This window comes from Allobosea sp. GW821-FHT12C12 (genome assembly GCF_058807355.1).
On the sequence record NZ_JBXAQP010000005.1, the window covers coordinates 250,592 to 268,879 of the forward strand.

Sequence of the window (18,288 nt, forward strand, 5' to 3'; positions counted from 1 at the left end):
ATGATCGATAAAGAGAATTCCGCACGATGCCGGACCGCACCATGACCGCCTCGCCCATGCCTGTTTCGCCGACGCCGTCGCCGAGGCGAACCCCGGCTCCGCTGCTGGCGGCCGTCGCCCTGGCCGCCTCGCTGGCCGGCTGCGGTTCCGACGGGCCGGTCAAGGGCGTCGCGGAGGCGGCGGGGCTCGCGACGACGGCGCAGGAATCGAAGGCCTTCGTCAGGGAAACCCGTCCGGTCGATCCGGCCTACATCCCGGTCGGGCGCGTCTTTCCCGAGGAGCCGCTCTGCTTCGGCGACACGCTCCCGCCGCCCTACACCCCGTCGGGAACCGCCGCCAACTTCCTTCGGCCGGCCGCGCGCACGCGCGCCGACGCCTGCAAGCCGCGGGCCGATTTCAAGAATATCGAGGCCGATCTCGAGGCCAAGCGGCTCCGGAACGAAGCCGCGAGCACGCAGGCCAGGGCGCTCGGCCAGGCCCTGCCTCCGCCCAAGCCCGCCGCGGTGCAGCCGACCAACTGAGTCCGCCTCCGTCGCAAACGGCCTCACGCGTCGATTCTTGCGTTTTTACATCTGCCATGACCAAAGATGCGGTGCTAAGCAGATTCGACGCAATGATTTGATCGCCGGGTCCGATTCCGGTCTCCGGCCAGGGACGTTTTCGAGATGGCCGATTTTCACCGCATCAAGCGCCTGCCGCCCTACGTCTTCGAGCAGGTCAACAAGATCAAGGCGGCCGAGCGCGCCAAGGGCGTCGACATCGTCGACCTCGGCATGGGCAATCCCGACCTGCCGGCGCCCCGGCACGTCATTGAGAAGCTGGTCGAGACCGCCGGCAAGCCGCGCACCGACCGCTATTCGGCCTCCAAGGGCATCGCGGGCCTGCGCCGGGCCCAGGCGCATTATTACGAGCGCCGCTTCGGCGTGAAGCTCAATCCCGACACGCAGATCGTCGCGACGCTCGGCTCGAAGGAGGGCTTCGCCAACATGGCGCAGGCCATCACCGGGCCGGGCGACGTCGTGCTGGTGCCCAATCCGAGCTATCCGATCCATGCCTTCGGATTCCTGATGGCCGGCGGCGTCATCCGCTCCGTCCCGGCCGAGCCGACGCCGGCGATGTTTCCGGCGCTGGAGCGGGCGATGATGCATTCGGTGCCGAGGCCGATCGCGCTCGTCGCCTGCTATCCGGCGAACCCGACCGCCTTCACCGCGACGCTGGATTTCTACCGCGACCTCGTCGCCTTCGCGAAGAGGCACGAGCTGATCCTGCTGTCGGACCTCGCCTATGCCGAGGTCTATTTCGACGACGCCGACCCGCCGCCCTCGATGCTGCAGGTCAACGGCGCGATCGACGTCACGGTCGAGTTCACCTCGATGTCGAAGACCTTCTCGATGGCCGGCTGGCGCATGGGCTTCGCGGTCGGCAACGAGAAGCTGCTGGCGGCGCTGGCGCGGGTGAAGTCCTATCTGGACTACGGCGCCTTCACGCCGATCCAGGTCGCGGCTGCCGCCGCGCTGAACGGCCCGGACGACTGCATCCGCGAGATGCGCGAGACCTATCGCAAGCGCCGCGACGCGCTGGTCGAGAGTTTCGGCAAGGCCGGCTGGGACATTCCTGTGCCGCGCGCCTCGATGTTCGCCTGGGCCCCGATCCCGGAGAAATTCCGCCATTTGGGCTCGTTGGAGTTCTCCAAGCTGCTGATCGAGAAGGCCGAGGTCGCGGTCGCGCCCGGCATCGGCTTCGGCGAGCATGGCGACGATTTCGTCCGCATCGCCATCGTCGAGAACGAGCAGCGCATCCGCCAGGCGGCGCGCAATCTCGGCCGCTTCCTCAAGACCGCCGACCAGACCCTGCACAACGTCATCCGGATGCCGAAGGCGGGGTGAGGGGAGGCCCGCGACTCCACCCCTCGCCGTCGTCACGGACAAGCCGCGCGGCCGCGCGGATCCGGGACCCATCACAGGGCGGGACGCTGCTCCCGGATGACGCCCGGGTCTCCGCCTCGCCGCGTCCGGCATGACGGCGGTGATCGCTTGCGCGGGGAACACTGGACCCCGCCTTCAAAACATGGGAACTCCTTGCGCACGAACGGGGCTTGCCCCGACACTCGGTTCGAGGCGCTGGACATGCTTTCCACAGGCCGGTTGATCGGCATCGGCTTTGGCCTGTTCGCTATCGTCTGCTTCATCCTCACCTATGACTATTCGCGCGGACGGCTGTCGCAGACGGCCTCGCCGCTCGTCTCCGACGTGCTCGCCGCCACGACCGCGCGCGATTGCGGCCGCGACGCCACGACGATCGCCCAGCGCTACTTCCCTGTCGGGATCGAGCAGGCCGAGGCCGAACGCATCCTCAAGGAGGCCGAGATCGTCCCGCCGAAACCCTGGTTCTGGAAGCCGACGATCGAGAACTCCACGAGCTGGAACGGCGACACGCTGGAGGCGCTGCGCACCATCAAGGCGACCGCCTTCGGCAACAACCTGCTGCGCATCCATATGACCTTCGGGGAGGGCAGGCTCCGCAAGCTCGCGGCCGAGGTGGTGTGTCGGTTCGATTGATCGCATCGGCTTCCCGCCGCCGTTGACTCCCATCCCGCCTCATGCGACCCCGCGCCTCATGACGACCGCGACCTCCACGCCGCCCGACGCCGCTTTTCGCATCGGCATCGCCGGACTCGGCACCGTCGGCGCCTCGGTGCTGCGCATCCTGCGTCGCCGCGAGAACGCGCTGGCCGACCGCTGCGGCCGCGCCATCCGCGTCACCGCCGTCTCGGCCCGGGACCGAAAGCGCGATCGCGGCGTCGATCTCGGCGGGCTCGCCTGGTTCGACGACCCGGTCGCGCTCGCGGCCTCGCCCGAGATCGACTGCCTGGTCGAGCTCGTCGGCGGCGCGGACGGTCCTGCCAGGGCAGCCGTCGAGGCGGCGCTGTCGGCGGGCAAACCGGTCGTCACCGCCAACAAGGCGCTGCTCGCCCATCACGGCGTCGCGCTGGCCGAGCTCGCCGAGGCCAACGGCGTCGCGCTCGCTTTCGAGGCCTCCTCGGCCGGCGGCATCCCGGTGGTCAAGACGCTGCGCGAGGCGCTCGCCGGCAACAATGTCACGCGGCTCTACGGCATCCTCAACGGCACCTGCAACTACATCCTCTCGCGCATGGAGCTGGAGGGGCTGACCTTCGAGGCCTGCCTGAAGGAGGCCCAGCGGCTCGGCTATGCCGAGGCCGACCCGACCTTCGACGTCGAGGGCTTCGACACCGCCCACAAGCTCGCCATTCTGACCAGCCTCGCCTTCGGGACGAAGATCGATTCCGAAGCGATTCACGTCGAAGGCATTTCCTCGATCGCGCCGCTCGACCTGAAGATGGCCGACGAACTCGGCTACCGCATCAAGCTGCTCGGCGTCGCCGAGCGCACCAAGACCGGCATCGAGCAGCGCGTCCACCCGACCATGGTGCCGAAATCCTCCGCGATCGCGCAGGTGACGGGCGTCACCAACGCCGTCACCATAGACGCCGACGCGGTGCGCGAGATCACGCTGGTCGGGCCCGGCGCGGGCGGCGACCCGACGGCCTCGGCCGTCGTCGCGGACATCGCCGATGTGGCGCGCGGCGTCGCGGGCCAGCCCTTCGGCCTGCCGGTGGCGCGACTCGAAGTGGCCGCCCGCGCGCCGATGCAGCGCCACGAGGGCGGCTACTACATCCGTCTCGCCGTCGCAGACCGGCCGGGCGCGGCCGCCGCGATCGCGACGCGCATGGCCGAGGCCGACATCTCGCTGGAGAGCATCGTCCAGCGCCGCTCGGAAGCCGCGGCCCAGCGCGATCCCTCGGGCCGGTCCGGCGCGCCGGTTCCGGTCGTGCTGATCACCTACGCCACCAGCGAGGCCGCCATCCGCGCCGCGCTCGAGAAGGTCACGGCCGACGGCCATGTCGCCGAAGCGCCGCAAGTCATCAGAATAGAACGGGAGTAGGCATCGGCAGGTGGCGGTTAGGGGATGGCCGACCGCCCACTGCCGATTGCCCGCTGCCCGAGGGAGCCCAGAATGTCCGACGAACTCCGCATTTCCTCCGAACAGATCATCGAGCGCTATCTCTCGATGGAGCTGGTCCGCGTCACCGAGCGCGCCGCCGTCTCCGCCGCGCGCCTGCGTGGCCACGGCGACGAGAAGGCGGCCGACCAGGCGGCGGTCGACGCGATGCGGCGCGAGCTGAACCGCCTGCCGATCGACGGCGAGATCGTCATCGGCGAGGGCGAGCGCGACGAGGCCCCGATGCTGTTCATCGGCGAGAAGGTCGGCACCCGGCAGGGCCCGAAGGTCCATATCGCCGTCGATCCGCTCGAAGGCACGACGCTCTGCGCCAAGGACATGCCCGATTCCATCGCCGTGATGGCGATGGCCGAGGCCGGCAAGCTGCTGAACGCGCCCGACGTCTACATGAACAAGATCGCCATCGGTCCGGGCTACGCGCCGGGCGTGATCGACCTCGACGCCTCGCCGACCGACAACATCCATGCGCTCGCCAAGGCCAAGGGCTGCAAGCCCCACGAGATCTCGACGCTCGTCATGGACCGCCCGCGCCACGCCAGGCTGATCGAGGAAATCCGCAAGACCGGCTGCTCGATCCGCCTGATCACCGACGGCGACGTCGCCGGCGTGATCTACTGCACCGAGCCGGAGAAGACCGGCATCGACCTCTATCTCGGCATCGGCGGCGCGCCCGAGGGCGTGCTGGCGGCGGCGGCGCTGCGCTGCGTCGGCGGCCAGATGCAGGGCCGGCTGATCCTCGACACCGAGGAGAAGCGCAAGCGCGCCCACGGCATGGGCGTCACCGATCCGAACAAGAAATACGACATGTCGGAGATGGCCTCCGGCGACGTCATCGTCTGCGCCACCGGCGTCACCGATGGCGGCATGCTGTCGGGCGTCAAGTTCAACAAGAACGTCATCCTGACCGAGACGATCGTCTACCGCTCGATCACCGGCACGGTCCGTCGCATCCATGGCGAGCATCGCGAGTTCGGCAAGTTCAAGCTGGACTGAACGAGGCGCCTGTCGCGCTCTTTCCGGCCGACGGGACACACCGAGGACGACCGCCGATGCCCGCCGCGGACCGCTACGACCGCATGACATACAATCGCTGCGGCCGCAGCGGCCTGATGCTGCCGGCGATCTCGCTCGGGCTCTGGCAGAACTTCGGCGGCACGTCCCCGCGCGAGACCGGCCGCGCCATCTGCCGCACGGCCTTCGACCTCGGCATCACCCATTTCGACCTCGCCAACAACTACGGGCCCCCACCCGGCTCGGCCGAGACGCTGTTCGGCGAGATCCTGCGCGAGGACCTCGCCGGGCATCGCGACGAGCTGGTGATCTCGACCAAGGCCGGCTACCGCATGTGGCCCGGCCCCTATGGCGAATGGGGCAGCCGCAAATACCTGATCTCCAGCCTCGACCAGAGCCTGCGGCGGATGAAGCTCGACCATGTCGACATCTTCTACTCGCACCGCTTCGACCCCGACACCCCGCTCGAAGAGACCATGGGCGCGCTCGACTCGGCCGTGCGTCGAGGCAAGGCGCTCTATGCCGGCATCTCCTCCTACAATTCCAGGCGCACGCGCGAGGCCACGGCGATCCTCAGATCGCTCGGCACGCCCTGCGTCATCCACCAGCCGAGCTATTCGATGCTCAACCGCTGGATCGAGGAGGACGGACTGCTCGACACCCTCGACGGGGAGGGCGTCGGCTCGATCGTGTTCTCGCCGCTGGCGCAGGGCATGCTGACCTCGAAATATCTCGGCGGCGTGCCCGAGGGCAGCCGCGCCGCGAAGAAGGCCCCGTCCTTTCGCGACGGTTTTCTGAGCGAGGCCAATCTGCGCGCCATCGCGGCCCTGAACGAGATCGCGGCGGCGCGCGGGCAGAGCCTCGCCCAGATGGCGATCGCCTGGGTGCTGCGCGGCGGCCGGGTCACCTCGGCGCTGATCGGCGCGAGCCGGCCGGAGCAGGTCGTCGAATGCGTCGCGGCGCTGGAACGCCCCGATTTCTCCGCGGAGGAACTGGCGAGCATCGACCGCAACGCCGTCGAGGGCGGGCTGAACATCTGGGCCGCCTCGGCGGAGCGCTGAGCGGCGCGAGCCGCTCGTCTCGGCGCAGCAGGCCGGGGCCGCGCGATGCTTTGCCGCCCGCGCCGGACGCCGGGACGCCATGCGCTGCCGCGATTGTCATTTCCGGCGCGGATCGTAAGACGGAGCCGGCGTCGGATACGGCCGCATGCGGCCGGCCAGATGGCCCCTCCGGCAGCGGCATGAAGCAGCGACGATGAACCAGAACATCACCCCGACCATGTCCCATCGCGCCGTCGTGCCCGTGCTGGTCGGCCTCGGCGCGGTTCATCTGCTCAACGACATGATCCAGTCGCTGATCCCGGCGATCTATCCGATCATCAAGAGCGCCTATGCGCTCGACTTCGGCCAGATCGGCCTGATCACGCTGACCTTCCAGATCTGCGCCTCGCTGTTCCAGCCGCTCGTCGGCCAATACACCGACCGCAACCCGATGCCCTATTCGATGGTCGTCGGCATGGGCTTTTCGCTCATGGGCCTGGTCGGGCTCGCCTATGCCGGCAGCTACCCGCTGCTCCTGCTGGCGGCCGGCTGCGTCGGCATCGGCTCGTCGATCTTCCACCCGGAAGCGACGCGCATGGCGCGCAGCGCGTCGGGCGGCCAGCACGGTCTGGCGCAGGGCATCTTCCAGCTCGGCGGCCAGGCCGGCGGCGCGGTCGGCCCGCTGCTCGCAGCCTTCATCATCGTGCCGCGCGGGCAGGCGAGCCTCGCCTGGTTCTCGCTGGCGGCCTTCGCCGCGATGCTCCTGATGATGTGGATCGTCGGCCGCCACGCCGCGCTCGACCGCGGGCCCGCCGCCACGCCGGTCGCATCCGTTCCCGCCGGCGCGTCCGCGACCCTGGCCAGGCCCACCGTCAACGTCGCCTTCGCGATGACGATCCTCGTCATCCTGCTGTTCTCGAAGAACGCCTATTCGTCGAGCTTCTCCTCCTTCTACACCTTCTACCTGATCGGCAAGTTCGGCGTTTCGGTCGAGACCTCGCAGGTGATGCTGTTCCTCTTCCTCGGCGCCTCGGCGGTCGGCGCGGTCGCCGGCGGCATGCTGGGGGACCGGATCGGCCGCGACCGCATCATCTGGTTCTCGATCCTCGGCGCGCTGCCCTTCACGCTGGCGCTGCCCTATGCCGACCTGTTCTGGACCGGCGCGCTTACGATCGTGATCAACCTGATCATGTCGAGCGCGTTCGCAGCGATCCTGATCTATGCGATGGAGCTCTCGCCCGGCCGTGTCGGCCTGATCGGCGGCCTGTTCTACGGGCTCTCCTTCGGCCTCGGCGGCATCGCGGCGGCGATGCTGGGCGAGCTCGCCGACCGGATCGGCATCGACGCCGTCTACCGGATCTGCTCCTTCCTGCCGCTCATGGGCCTGCTCGCCTGGTTCCTGCCGAGCCTGAAGGAGCGGCCCGCGCCGTAGCGCGCGTCTTTCACGCCGCCGCCTTCGCCGCCGCCCGTCCGGCCGCGCGGCCCGAAAAGATGCAGCCGCCGAGGAACGTGCCTTCCAGCGCGCGGTAGCCATGGATGCCGCCGCCGCCGAAGCCCGCCGCCTCGCCGGCCGCGTAGAGGCCCGGCACGGCCTGCCCACCGGCGTCGAGCACCCGGGAGGACAGGTCGGTCTCCAGCCCGCCCAGCGATTTCCGCGTCAGGATGTTGAGCCTGACCGCGATCAGCGGCCCATGCGCCGGGTCGAGGATGCGGTGCGGCTTCGCGGTGCGGATCAGCCGATCGCCGAGATAGGCGCGCGCGCCGCGGATCGCGGTCATCTGCAGATCCTTGCCGAAGGGGTTGTCGATCTCGCGGTCGCGCGCCTCGATCTCGGCGCGCAACGCCGTCCCGTCGAGCAAGGCCTCGCCGGCAAGCGCGTTCATGCGCGCGACCAGCGTCGAAAAATCGCGCTCGACGATGAAGTCCTCGCCCTTGTCCATGAAAGCCTGAACCGGCGCGGGCACGCCGGCGGTGGCGCGCTCGATCACCTGCCGCCAGCTCTTGCCGGTCAGGTCAGGGTTCTGCTCGGAGCCCGACAGCGCGAACTCCTTGGCGATGATCGAGCGGTTCAGCACGAACCAGGAATGGTCGAAGCCGGTCTTGCGCAGGTGTTCGAGCGTGCCCAGCGTGTCGAAGCCGGGAAACAGCGGCGCGGGAAGCCGCCGCCCGCGCGCGTCGAACCACAGCGAGGAAGGGCCGGGCAGGATGCGGATGGCGTGGCGCGGCCAGACCGGGGCGTGGTTCGCGATGCCCTCGACGTAATGCCACATCCGGTCGCCGTTGATCAGCCGGCCGCCGGCGGCCTCCGCGACGCCGAGCATCGCCCCGTCGACATGGGCCGGCACGCCGGACAGCATCGTCGCCGGGGCCGAGCCCAGCCGCCGCGGCCAGTTCCCGCGCACGAGCTCGTGGTTGCCGCCGATTCCGCCGGAGGCGACGATCACGGCCTGCGCCTTCAGCGCGAAGGAGCCGGCGACGACCCGCGAACTCGGCTCGCCGCGCCCGACATCGCTCGGCTCCAGCACCTCGCCCTCGACGCCGTCGATCGCGCCGGCGCTCCGCGTCAGCGCGGTGACGCGGCGCCGGAAGCGGAACTCGACCAGCCCCGCCGCCCGCGCCGCCTTCACCCGCCGCAGGAACGGTTCCAGTACGGCCGGCCCCGTGCCCCAGGCGACATGGAAGCGCGGCACGGAATTGCCGTGGCCGGTGGCGGCGTAGCCGCCGCGCTCGGCCCAGCCGACGACCGGGAACCAGCGCATGCCCTGCTGGTGCAGCCAGGCGCGCTTCTCGCCGGCCGCGAAATCGAGATAGGCCCGCGCCCACTGCCTCGGCCAATGATCCTCCGGCCGGTCGAAGCCGGCCGAGCCCAGCCAGTCCTGCGTCGCCAGCGCCAGCGAGTCGCGGATGCGCAGCCGACGCTGCTCGGGCGTGTCGATCAGGAACAGCCCGCCGAAGGACCAGTGCGCCTGTCCGCCCAGCGTCGCCTCGGGCTCCTGGTCGAGGATCACGATCCTGCGGCCGGCATCGGCCAGCTCGGCCGCCGCGACGAGGCCCGCGAGCCCCGCGCCGACGATGATCGCATCAGCCTCCCGCGCCATGACGGGCTCCTTGGTTCAGGTCTGAACGATCCGCAGTATGACGGGGATGGCGGCGCTCGCAAGGGCGGCGGCGGTTGACGGATGCGCGCGGCTGAGCGACCCCGTTCAGGTGATGAATCCCCAGCCCCCGCGCGCCTTTCTCGGCGTCACGCGCTCCGCGCTCGGCCGGCCCTGGCGCGACCGGCTCGATGCGGCGGGCTTGGGTCGGGCCGAGGCGCTGGCGCAGGTCGGGGGCATTCCCGACGTGCTCGCGCGGATGCTCGCCGGGCGCGGCGTCGAGCCGGCGGACGCCGCGCGCTTCCTCGAGCCGAAGCTGCGCGATCTCCTGCCCGATCCCGCGACGCTGACCGGCATGGAGGCCGCCGCCGACCGGCTGGCCACCGCCGCGCAACGCGGCGAAAAGGTCGCGATCTTCGGCGATTACGATGTCGACGGCGCCTGCTCGTCGGCGCTCCTCGCCGGCTTCCTGACGCAGGCCGGGGCGCGCCCGCGCATCCACATCCCCGACCGGCTGATCGAGGGCTACGGCCCCAATGCCGAGGCGATCGCGATGCTGGCGGGCGAGGGCGCGAGCCTTCTCGTCACCGTCGATTGCGGCACGACCAGCCACGAGCCGCTCGCCGGGGCGCGCCGGCTCGGGCTCGATGTCGTCGTGCTCGACCACCATCAGGCGCCCGAGCGGCTCCCGGAGGTCGAGGCGCTGGTCAATCCGAACCGCCAGGACGATCTCTCGGGCCTCGGCCATCTCTGTGCCGCGGGCGTGGTCTTCCTGACGCTGGTCGCCACGAGCCGCGCCTTGCGGGGCAGGGGGTTCTGGAGCGGGCGACCGGAGCCGGATCTGCTCGCCGCCCTCGATCTCGTGGCGCTGGCGACCGTCGCCGACGTCGTGCCGCTGGCCGGGCTCAATCGCGCCTTCGTCCGGCAGGGGCTCGCCATCCTGCGCGGCCGGGCGCGGCCGGGCCTCGTCGCGCTGATGGATGTCGCCGGGCTCGACGGCCCGGTCCAGCCCTGGCATCTCGGCTTCCTGCTCGGGCCGCGCATCAACGCCGGCGGCCGCATCGGCGATGCGGCGCTCGGCGCGAGGCTGCTGCTGACCGACGACGAGATCGAGGCGCGCGCCATCGCCGCCGGGCTCGACCGCCTCAATCGGGAACGCCAGGAGATCGAGCGGCAGGCGGTGGTCGAGGCCGTCGCCGAGGCCGACTATCGCCTCTCGCTCCAGCCCGACCGGCCGGTGCTGATGGCGGGCTCGGCCGACTGGCATCCCGGCATCGTCGGCCTCGTCGCGGCGCGGCTGAAGGAGCGCTTCCGGCGGCCGGCCTTCGCGCTGGCCGTGAACGGGGAGGGCGGCGCGACCGGCTCCGGCCGCTCGGTCGCGGGCGTCGATCTCGGCCGCGCCGTGCGCGCGGCGGTCGAGGCGGGGCTCGCCGTCAAGGGCGGCGGCCACGCCATGGCGGCCGGCGTCACGCTCGCACCCGGCCAGAGCGGGATGTTCCTCGCCTTCCTCACGGAGCGTCTGGCCGGCGAGGTCGCGGCCGCGGGCGAGGCCGAGGCGCTGCTGATCGACGGCGCGCTCGGCGCCGGCGGGGCGAGCCCGCGCCTGCTCGCCGAGATCGACAAGGCCGGGCCGTTCGGGGCGGGCGCGCCCGAGCCGGTCTTCGTCTTCCCCTCGCACCGTCTGACCGATGTCATGGAGGTCGGCGGCGACGGTCATCTCAGGATCAGGCTGCGGGCCGGCGACGGCGCCAGCGTCGGCGGCATCGTCTTCCGCGCGGCGCGGGAGCCGCTCGGGCTGGCGCTGCTGGCGGCGCGCGGCGAACTCGTCCATCTCGCCGCCACGCTCACTCTCAACCGCTGGGGCGGCAACGAGAGCGCCGAACTGCGGGTGCTCGATCTCGCCCGCGCGACCGGCTGAGACCGGCCCGGCGCACCCTTGCCGCGCGAAACGGCTTGCCCTCTCCGGCCGCGGTCACTATAGCTCGCCCCGCTCCGGCGCTCGCGCGACTCAAGCGTGCTCCGCGACCTTCGTCTATCGGTTAGGACACCAGCCTTTCACGCTGGGGAGACGGGTTCGACTCCCGTAGGTCGCGCCACTCCGGTGCAAAGCTGCGAATATGTTTAGTCCCGACATTCATGGCTTCGGCACTTCAAGACGGAATGCGGCCCGAACCGGGCGCTCCAATCGCAATGAGACCCACGGGAGCATGGCAACCCAGGCGGGGACGGTCGCAGCCTCCAAAGCGGCGCGGCGCAAGCTGCCGCGCCGTCATCCCAACAGCTTGGGGGCGATCAACGAGATCCACGGCACGAAGGCGATGATGAACAGCGCGACCACCATCAACAGGAACATCGGTACGAGCGGGCCGTTTGCCTTGTTGACGTCGACCTTGGCGATCTTGCAGGTGATGAGCACGAGCACCGCGACGGGCGGTGTCAGCGACCCGAGCAGCACGCCGAAGACCACGACCATCGCGAAATGGTACGGGTTGAAGCCGTAAGCCTCCGCGATCGGCTGCAAGACCGGAACCAGCATCACCATCGCCGGGATGGGCTCGATGAAGATGCCGACGACGAGCAGCACGGCGAGGATCAGCACCATCACGATCCAGGGTTGGCTCGTCATCGCCTGCAGCCAGTCGGCGATCATCACGGGCACGCCCTCTCGGGCCACGATCCAGCCGAACAGCGCGGCCCCGCCGAGGATGATCATGATGCTGGAGGAGACGATCGTCGCCTCGGTGACGTTGTCGATCAACTGGCGCAAGGTGCTTCGTCGCGTCAGCAGCGCGTAGGCGACGCCATAGGCCACGGCGATCACGCCGGCCTCGGTCGCAGTGAACAGCCCCGACATGATGCCGCCGACGATGATCGCCGGCATGATCAGCGCGGGAACCGCGTCGCGGGAGGCGCGCCCGATCTGGGCGAGCGAGGCGCGCGGGTATTTCTTGAGGACGCTGCGCCCGGCCATGACATAGACCGCCACCATCATGATCAGGGCGATCAGGATTCCCGGTCCGATGCCGGCCAGCAGCAGCGTGCCGATCGATAGGCCGGTCATCGCGCCATAGATCACCATGACCACGCTGGGCGGGATCACGGGGCCGAGGATCGCGCCCGCCGCGTTGATGACGGCCGCGTCCTCGGGCCGGTAGCCGTCCTTCTTCATCTCCGGGATCAGCATCGAGCCGACGGCGGCCGCGGACGCCGCAGCCGATCCGGAAATCGTCGAGAACAGTACGTTGGTGACGATGGTGACATGGCCGAGCCCGCCGCGGAGATGCCCGACCAGCGCCCGCGCCAGGCCGATCAGGCTGGCCGTGATCCCGCCGACATTCATCACCGAGCCGGCCAGGATGAAGAGAGGGATGGCCAGCAGCGGGAAGGAATCGAGCGAGGAATACATCTTCTGCGGCAGCACGATCAGCGGGACCGAGCCATCGACCAGGAGCGCGGCGACGGCTGCGAGCCCCATCGAGAAGGCGATCGGCATGCCGATGGCGATGAAGAGCATCAGCGAGAGGACGAGTGTCCAGAGCATCAGTCGAAGCCTCCGATGCTCTGCCCTTTCGGCCGGGTCAGCAACACGATGACGGAGAGGGCGGCCGAGACCGGTATCGGCAGGAAGAACCACAGCCGTGACAGGCCGAGCGCCGGCGAGGTGACGTTGAGGCCGCGCAGCATGAAGGCGTAGCCCGACCAGGCGAGGATTGCGCAGAAGGCGACCGAGCAGGCGAGGTTGGCCCCGTCCTTGATCGCCTGGGCGCGCGGATCGGGCGTCGGCAGGACGTCGACCACGATCTCCTCGTGGGTCCAGAGCTGCACGGGCAGCCCCAGCAGCATCGACCAGACCAGGAGGAGGACGATCAGCTCCTCCGTCCAGAACATCGGCAGCCCGAACGCATAGCGGTTGACCACCTGGACGAGCGTCAACGCGATCATCGCGGCGAAGCAGCCCGCCGCGATGAGCTTCGTGACTCCAATGATGCCGCCGATCACGTTGCGGATCATCGCCGCGCCGTCACAGCTTGCGGATCGCGTCGAGGACGGAAGTCCCCTTCGAGGCCGCGGCGAACTCATCCTGTAGCTTGGCGAGCGCCTCCGCGAACGGCTTCAGGTCCGGTTCGTTGAGCTGCATCTTGCCTTCGCCGGTCAGCTTGGCGAGCGAGGCCTTCTCGCGCTCGAAATGCTGCGCGCGTTGCTCGACTGCCGCATCCTGTGCCGCCTTGAGGATGAGCTCCTGCTCCGGCTTGGAAAGCTTGCCGAAGAGCGAGCTGCTGATCGCGAAGGAACCGTCGAGCAGGATGTGACGGGTCATCGAGAGATACTTGGTGACGTCGTAGATCTTGAAGGTGTAGGCGACCTCGGCCGTCCCCTCCATCGCATCGACCACGCCGGTCTGCAGCGCAGCGTACATTTCCGGGGCCGGGATCGGCGTCGGAATCGCACCCAGCGTCGAGAAGGTCTTCACGAAGACCGGGGCCTCCGGCAGGCGCACCTTGAGGCCCTTGAAATCGGCCGGCTGTGTGATCGGCTTGCCGCGCAGATAGGTGTAGCGGTAGCCGGTCACCATCCAGTTGACGATCCTGATGTTCGCCTTCTTGTCGAGCGAGCTCGCGAGCGAGGCGCCGACCTCGCCATCGACCGCCCGCTTCCAATGGTCGAAGTCGCGGTAGAGATAAGGCAGCGCGACGACGCCGAACTCCGGCACGTAGTTGGCGTAGAGCCCGGACTCGCCGAACCCCATGTCGAGCGTGCCGATCGAGACCGATTCGATGATCTCGCGCTGGCCGCCCATCTGGGCGGCGGGCAGGATCTGGATGGTGATCGCCCCCTTGGAGGCTTCGGCGACCTTCTTCGCGAAGATCTCGGCCGCGGCGTGCTGTTCAGACTGGATCGGCAGGTGATGGGCGAGCCTGATCGTGCGCTTGCTCTGGGCGCGAACGAGGCTCGGCGCCGCGAGCGCCGTCACGGCCGCGACTCCGCCGGCGACGAGGCTGCGGCGGTCGATCATGGGCTTGGTCGTCATAATGGTCGTCCTCCCTGACTGTTGTTGCTTTCTTGTGCCGTCACGGCATCACGCTGCCGCCGTTCACCTCGATGATCTGGCCGATTACGTAGCTGGCAAGCTGTTCGCTCGCGAGAAACAGCACGGCTCCGGTGCATTCCTCGGCTAGGCCAAGCCGCCCCATCGGGATGCCCGCCTCGAGCGATCTCAGCAGCTCCGGTGAGGTATGTGCGTCATGGATCGGTGTCGCGATCACGCCGGGCGCGACCGCATTGACGCGAATGCCATCCAAAGCGAGTTCCTTCGCCAGCGCCCGGGTGAAGGTCGAGACATAGGCCTTGGTCGAGGCGTAGAGGCCGGCGCCGGGGCTGGCGCCCGTTCGTGCGGCCTGGGACGTCATGTTGATGATCGAAGCACCGGATCTGCCCCGCATGGCGGGAATCAGCGCACGCGTCAGCGCCAGCATGGACCGGGCGTTGAGATGGAAGACCGCGTCGATCAGCGCATCGTCTGCGTCGCTCAATCGCGCGCGCTGGACGAAGCCGCCGGCATTGTTGACCAGGATGTCGACATGGCCGAAGCGGGCGATGACCGCGGCGGCGAGCCGGTCGGTCTCGGCGGTCACCGAGACGTCGGCCTGGAAAATCTCGGCCTCGCACCCATGCGACCTGACATCGAGCGCAACCGCCTCCGCCGCCTCGCGCTGCGAGCGGTAATGCACCGCGACATGGCTGCCCTGCGCGGCGAAGGCACGCGCGACCGCAGCGCCGATGCCGGAGGAGGCGCCGGTGACGAGGACGACCTTGCCTTTCAGATCCTGCATGGCGCGCCTCGATCCTCAGCCGCGTGGATAGGGACGGTGGAGCTGGCATTCGGGATTGAGCCTGACGCCGAAGCCCGGCCTGTCGAGCGCGGATGTCCTGATCCGGCCGTTCTCCGGCAATGGCTCGTCGAGCAGCAGCGGATGGAACATCGGCACGATGCGGTCGGCATCGGGCGCCATCATCAGGAACTCGGCGAACGGGCTGTTCTGGCGCGTCGCCACGAAATGATAGCTGTAGACGCTGGAGCCGTGCGGGATCGTCATGACGCCATGGGCGTCGGCGAGCGCGCTGATCTTCAAGAGCTCCGTCAGCCCGCCGCACCAGCCGACATCGGGCTGGATGATGTCGCAGCAACCCATTTCGAGCAGCATGCGGAAGCCCCAGCGCGTCGCCTCGTGCTCGCCCGTGGTCACGAGCATCCCGGGCGGCACGGCCTTCTTCAGGGCGGCATAGCCCCAGTAGTCGTCGGGCGAGAGCGCCTCCTCGATCCATTTGAGGCCATGCTCGGCGCTGGCCCGCGCGAGCCGCGTCGCGTAATCGAGATCGAGCGCCATCCAGCAGTCGAGCATCAGCCAGAAATCGGGGCCGACCTTGTCGCGCATCGCCGCGAGCGCCTCGATATTGGCCTTGAGGCCCTCGTCACGCTCGGCCGGACCGTGCTTGAGCGGCATCTTGCCGCCGATGAAGCCGAGGCCCTTGGCGAGGTCGGGACGCGGACCCGTCGCGTAGAAGACCAGTTCGTCGCGCACTGGCCCGCCGATCAGGGCGCAGACCGGCTCGCCCCGCACCTTCGCCAGCAGATCCCAGAGCGCGAGATCGACGCCGGAGATCGTGTTCACCACCACGCCCTTGCGGCCGTAATACTGAGTGGCAAAGTACATCTGGTCCCAGATCGCCTCGATCTCGGTGACCTTGCGGCCTTCGATGAAGCGGGCGAGGTGCTTCTCGACGATGAAGGCGCCGATCTCGCCGGCCGTCGTAACGGCAAAGCCGATCGTGCCGTCGCTGGCCTCGATCTCGATCACCAGCGTGCCGAGCACATTGAGGCCGAAGGAGGAGCGCGTCTGCCGGTATTCGGGGTAGCGCGACATCGGAGTCGCGATCTGCCCGTCGATCCAGTGCCCGCCCTTCTGATCGTGATAGTCGGCTCCGCCGCCCCGGACGGTGAAGGCACGGACATGGCTGATCGTCGGCATCGCCATCGCGATCTCCCTCAATAGACCGCGCGACCGCCGGAGATGTCGAAAACGGCGCCGGTCGAGAAGGCGCAGTCCTCCGACGACAGCCAGCCGATCAGTGCCGCCGCCTCCTCCACCGCCAGGAAGCGGTTCATCGGGATCTTCGAGAGCATGAAGTCGATATGCTCCTGCTTCATCTGGTCGAAGATTTCGGTCCTGGCGGCCGCCGGCGTGATGCAGTTCACCAGGATGCCGGTCTGGGCGACCTCCTTGGCGAGCGATTTCGTCATCCCGATCAGTCCGGCCTTCGAGGCCGAATAATGCGAGGCGTTGGGGTTGCCTTCCTTCCCGGCGATCGAGGAGACATTGACGATGCGGCCATAGCCCTGCGCGATCATGTGCGGAACCAGCGCGCGGCAGGTCAGATAAGGCCCGACCAGATTGACGTCGACGACGCGTCGCCAGGTTTCGGGGTCGAGTTCCCAGAGCTTGCCGTTGCCGCCGGTGATGCCGGCATTGTTGACGAGGATGTCGACCTTGCCGTGATGCTCGATCGCGGCGGCGGCGGCGTTCGCGACCGAGTCTTCGTCGGTCAGCTCGACGGTCGCGGTCGAGACTTCGCCGAGAGGCGAAAGCTTCGCCTGAGCCTGCGCCAACCGCTCCGCGTCGATGTCCCAGAGGGTGACGCCCGCACCCGATCGGAGCATGCGTTCGGCGGCGGCGAAGCCGATGCCGCGTGCGCCGCCGGTGATCACGGCGATACGGGTCTGAAGATCGATATGGTTCACGCGCGCATAGCCCCTCATCGACCGCCGGCAGGAGCCCGGCGGCCTGAACTCGATCGAGACGGGGATGTCGCGTTTGCGGCGTCCTCCGGCGTCCTCCTGACAGGCCGTCGTCCCGGGGCTCGATCATCGAGGATCGCCTGGGCGCTGCCTTGCCTCTCCGAGAAACGCTAGCGACAATTGCGATAAGCAAATAATGAAAAATACGACATGATCACTTCCAGAAAGTTATCGCAATGAGCTTCATCGCGTCACTGCCGCGGCACATGATGTCCCGGCTGCGCATCCGGCATCTGTTGCTCGTCTCCACGATCGCGCGCGTGGGCACGCTGCATCGGGCCGCGGAGGAGATGAACGTCACGCAGCCGGCGGTGAGTAAGATGCTTCACGACATCGAGGACATGCTGGCCGTGCGCATTTTCGACAGGCAGCCGCGCGGGCTGGCGCCGACGGAGATCGGCAGCTTCGTCATCAACTATGCCGACCAGCTCCTTGTCGATCAGGAGCGCTTCCTGAGAGGACTCGGCAATCTCAAGCGCGGGGGCTATGGCGCGCTCTCGATCGGGGCGATCATGGCGACCGCGCCGGACATTCTTCCGGCGGCAATCGCGGAGCTGAAGCGCCGCCGGCCGTTGATGACGATCCGGCTTTCGGCGACGACCAGCGACGAACTGCTGCGCGGCTTGGAGAAGAACGAGATAGACCTTGTGATAGGGCGCCTGACCGAGGCACGTCACCACGCGATCTTCGATGTCGAGCCGCTCTCGAACGAGAGCCTCTGGGTCTTCGCCGCCTTCGACCACCCGCTGGCCGGAAGAGACGAGGTCTCGCTGGCCGAAATGGAGGTCTATCCCTGGGTGCTGCAGCAGCAGACCAGCCCGATGCGGCAGGTCATCGATCGATCGTTCGCCGAGGCCGGACTGCCGTCGCTCGATAATCTCGTCGAGACGACCTCGATCTACGCGACGCTGCAGCTCGTGCGGCGAGCGCAGATGATCTCGGTGCTCCCCCATACCATCGTCATGGAGGCGATCGACCGGGGCGAACTTGTCCGGCTGCCTTTCTACCTCGACAATCCGCTGGAGCCCTACGGCATCATCCGCCGCAGCGGCGAGGCCCTTTCGGCGAATGCCGAGGATTTCGCGGGGATCATCAGGGAGCTCGCTGGGGGCCGATCGTAGATTGACCTCCATGCACCGCTGGAAAGCGGACGAAGGAACCGACAGAGGCGCCGGTCTCCCGGCGTCTCCTTGGATGCTCACCGAACTGGTGGAGCATATTGCAGGCCGCCTTTGGTCCAGTTCAG

At 68.7% G+C, this 18,288-nt stretch carries 16 protein-coding genes and 1 tRNA gene; 10 read left to right on the forward strand and 7 right to left on the reverse strand.

Going from position 1 to position 18,288, the window contains the following annotated elements; genetic code table 11:
- The first annotated feature begins 41 nt into the window (after positions 1-41).
- The 7 genes from AC1RRW_RS09760 to AC1RRW_RS09790 all read left to right on the forward strand — a co-directional run bounded on the left by AC1RRW_RS09760 (position 42) and on the right by AC1RRW_RS09790 (position 7,524).
- The gene (locus AC1RRW_RS09760; protein ID WP_492900528.1) at positions 42-521 is read left to right on the forward strand and encodes a hypothetical protein; all 480 of its coding nucleotides are present in this window, start codon (positions 42-44) and stop codon (positions 519-521) included.
- A gap of 144 nt (positions 522-665) precedes the next feature.
- A complete protein-coding gene (locus AC1RRW_RS09765) occupies positions 666-1,886 on the forward strand; it encodes an LL-diaminopimelate aminotransferase (protein ID WP_492900530.1) in 1,221 nt (406 codons plus the stop codon).
- Between the two features lie 240 nt (positions 1,887-2,126).
- Positions 2,127-2,558, forward strand: a complete 432-nt coding sequence (locus AC1RRW_RS09770) for a hypothetical protein (RefSeq protein WP_492900531.1) — start codon at positions 2,127-2,129, stop codon at positions 2,556-2,558.
- Positions 2,559-2,616: 58 nt separating this feature from the next.
- The gene (locus tag AC1RRW_RS09775; RefSeq protein WP_492900532.1) at positions 2,617-3,963 is read left to right on the forward strand and encodes a homoserine dehydrogenase; all 1,347 of its coding nucleotides are present in this window, start codon (positions 2,617-2,619) and stop codon (positions 3,961-3,963) included.
- Positions 3,964-4,035: 72 nt separating this feature from the next.
- The gene (gene glpX / locus AC1RRW_RS09780) at positions 4,036-5,034 is read left to right on the forward strand and encodes a class II fructose-bisphosphatase (protein ID WP_492900533.1); all 999 of its coding nucleotides are present in this window, start codon (positions 4,036-4,038) and stop codon (positions 5,032-5,034) included.
- 56 nt (positions 5,035-5,090) lie between these two features.
- Entirely contained in the window at positions 5,091-6,113 is a 1,023-nt protein-coding gene (gene mgrA, locus AC1RRW_RS09785; protein WP_492900534.1) for an L-glyceraldehyde 3-phosphate reductase, read from the forward strand.
- Between the two features lie 193 nt (positions 6,114-6,306).
- Positions 6,307-7,524: an MFS transporter gene (locus AC1RRW_RS09790; RefSeq protein WP_492900535.1), complete on the forward strand. Its 1,218-nt coding sequence runs from the start codon at positions 6,307-6,309 to the stop codon at positions 7,522-7,524.
- 10 nt (positions 7,525-7,534) lie between these two features.
- On the opposite strand, the gene AC1RRW_RS09795 is transcribed toward AC1RRW_RS09790, so the two are convergent.
- On the reverse strand, positions 7,535-9,190 hold the full coding sequence (locus tag AC1RRW_RS09795) for an FAD-binding dehydrogenase (RefSeq protein WP_492900536.1): 1,656 nt from the start codon (positions 9,188-9,190) through the stop codon (positions 7,535-7,537).
- A gap of 112 nt (positions 9,191-9,302) precedes the next feature.
- Here AC1RRW_RS09795 and recJ point away from each other — a divergent pair, with 112 nt between their 5' ends.
- Positions 9,303-11,105: a single-stranded-DNA-specific exonuclease RecJ gene (gene recJ / locus AC1RRW_RS09800; protein ID WP_492900538.1), complete on the forward strand. Its 1,803-nt coding sequence runs from the start codon at positions 9,303-9,305 to the stop codon at positions 11,103-11,105.
- A 103-nt stretch (positions 11,106-11,208) separates the two neighbouring features.
- Positions 11,209-11,283 (forward strand) — tRNA-Glu (locus tag AC1RRW_RS09805).
- Positions 11,284-11,456: 173 nt separating this feature from the next.
- On the opposite strand, the gene AC1RRW_RS09810 is transcribed toward AC1RRW_RS09805, so the two are convergent.
- Genes AC1RRW_RS09810 through AC1RRW_RS09835 form a run of 6 tightly spaced genes read right to left on the reverse strand, consistent with a single transcriptional unit; the run spans position 11,457 to position 16,985 of the window.
- The gene (locus tag AC1RRW_RS09810) at positions 11,457-12,728 is read right to left on the reverse strand and encodes a TRAP transporter large permease (protein ID WP_492900539.1); all 1,272 of its coding nucleotides are present in this window, start codon (positions 12,726-12,728) and stop codon (positions 11,457-11,459) included.
- Positions 12,728-13,198, reverse strand: a complete 471-nt coding sequence (locus AC1RRW_RS09815) for a TRAP transporter small permease (protein ID WP_492900540.1) — start codon at positions 13,196-13,198, stop codon at positions 12,728-12,730. Before AC1RRW_RS09815 ends, AC1RRW_RS09810 begins: the two co-directional genes overlap by 1 nt.
- Before the next feature lie 10 nt (positions 13,199-13,208).
- Positions 13,209-14,216 carry a TRAP transporter substrate-binding protein gene (locus AC1RRW_RS09820; RefSeq protein ID WP_492900541.1) on the reverse strand — a complete coding sequence of 336 codons (1,008 nt, stop codon included), beginning with the start codon at positions 14,214-14,216 and terminating at the stop codon, positions 13,209-13,211.
- A 40-nt stretch (positions 14,217-14,256) separates the two neighbouring features.
- Positions 14,257-15,018 (reverse strand): SDR family NAD(P)-dependent oxidoreductase, encoded by a 762-nt coding sequence (locus AC1RRW_RS09825; RefSeq protein WP_492900542.1) that lies wholly within the window; start codon positions 15,016-15,018, stop codon positions 14,257-14,259.
- A 15-nt stretch (positions 15,019-15,033) separates the two neighbouring features.
- Positions 15,034-16,221, reverse strand: a complete 1,188-nt coding sequence (gene rhmD, locus AC1RRW_RS09830; protein WP_492900544.1) for an L-rhamnonate dehydratase — start codon at positions 16,219-16,221, stop codon at positions 15,034-15,036.
- An 11-nt stretch (positions 16,222-16,232) separates the two neighbouring features.
- Entirely contained in the window at positions 16,233-16,985 is a 753-nt protein-coding gene (locus AC1RRW_RS09835; RefSeq protein WP_492900546.1) for an SDR family oxidoreductase, read from the reverse strand.
- Positions 16,986-17,218: 233 nt separating this feature from the next.
- Here AC1RRW_RS09835 and AC1RRW_RS09840 point away from each other — a divergent pair, with 233 nt between their 5' ends.
- Positions 17,219-18,163: a LysR family transcriptional regulator gene (locus AC1RRW_RS09840; RefSeq protein WP_492900547.1), complete on the forward strand. Its 945-nt coding sequence runs from the start codon at positions 17,219-17,221 to the stop codon at positions 18,161-18,163.
- Positions 18,164-18,288: the final 125 nt, after the last annotated feature.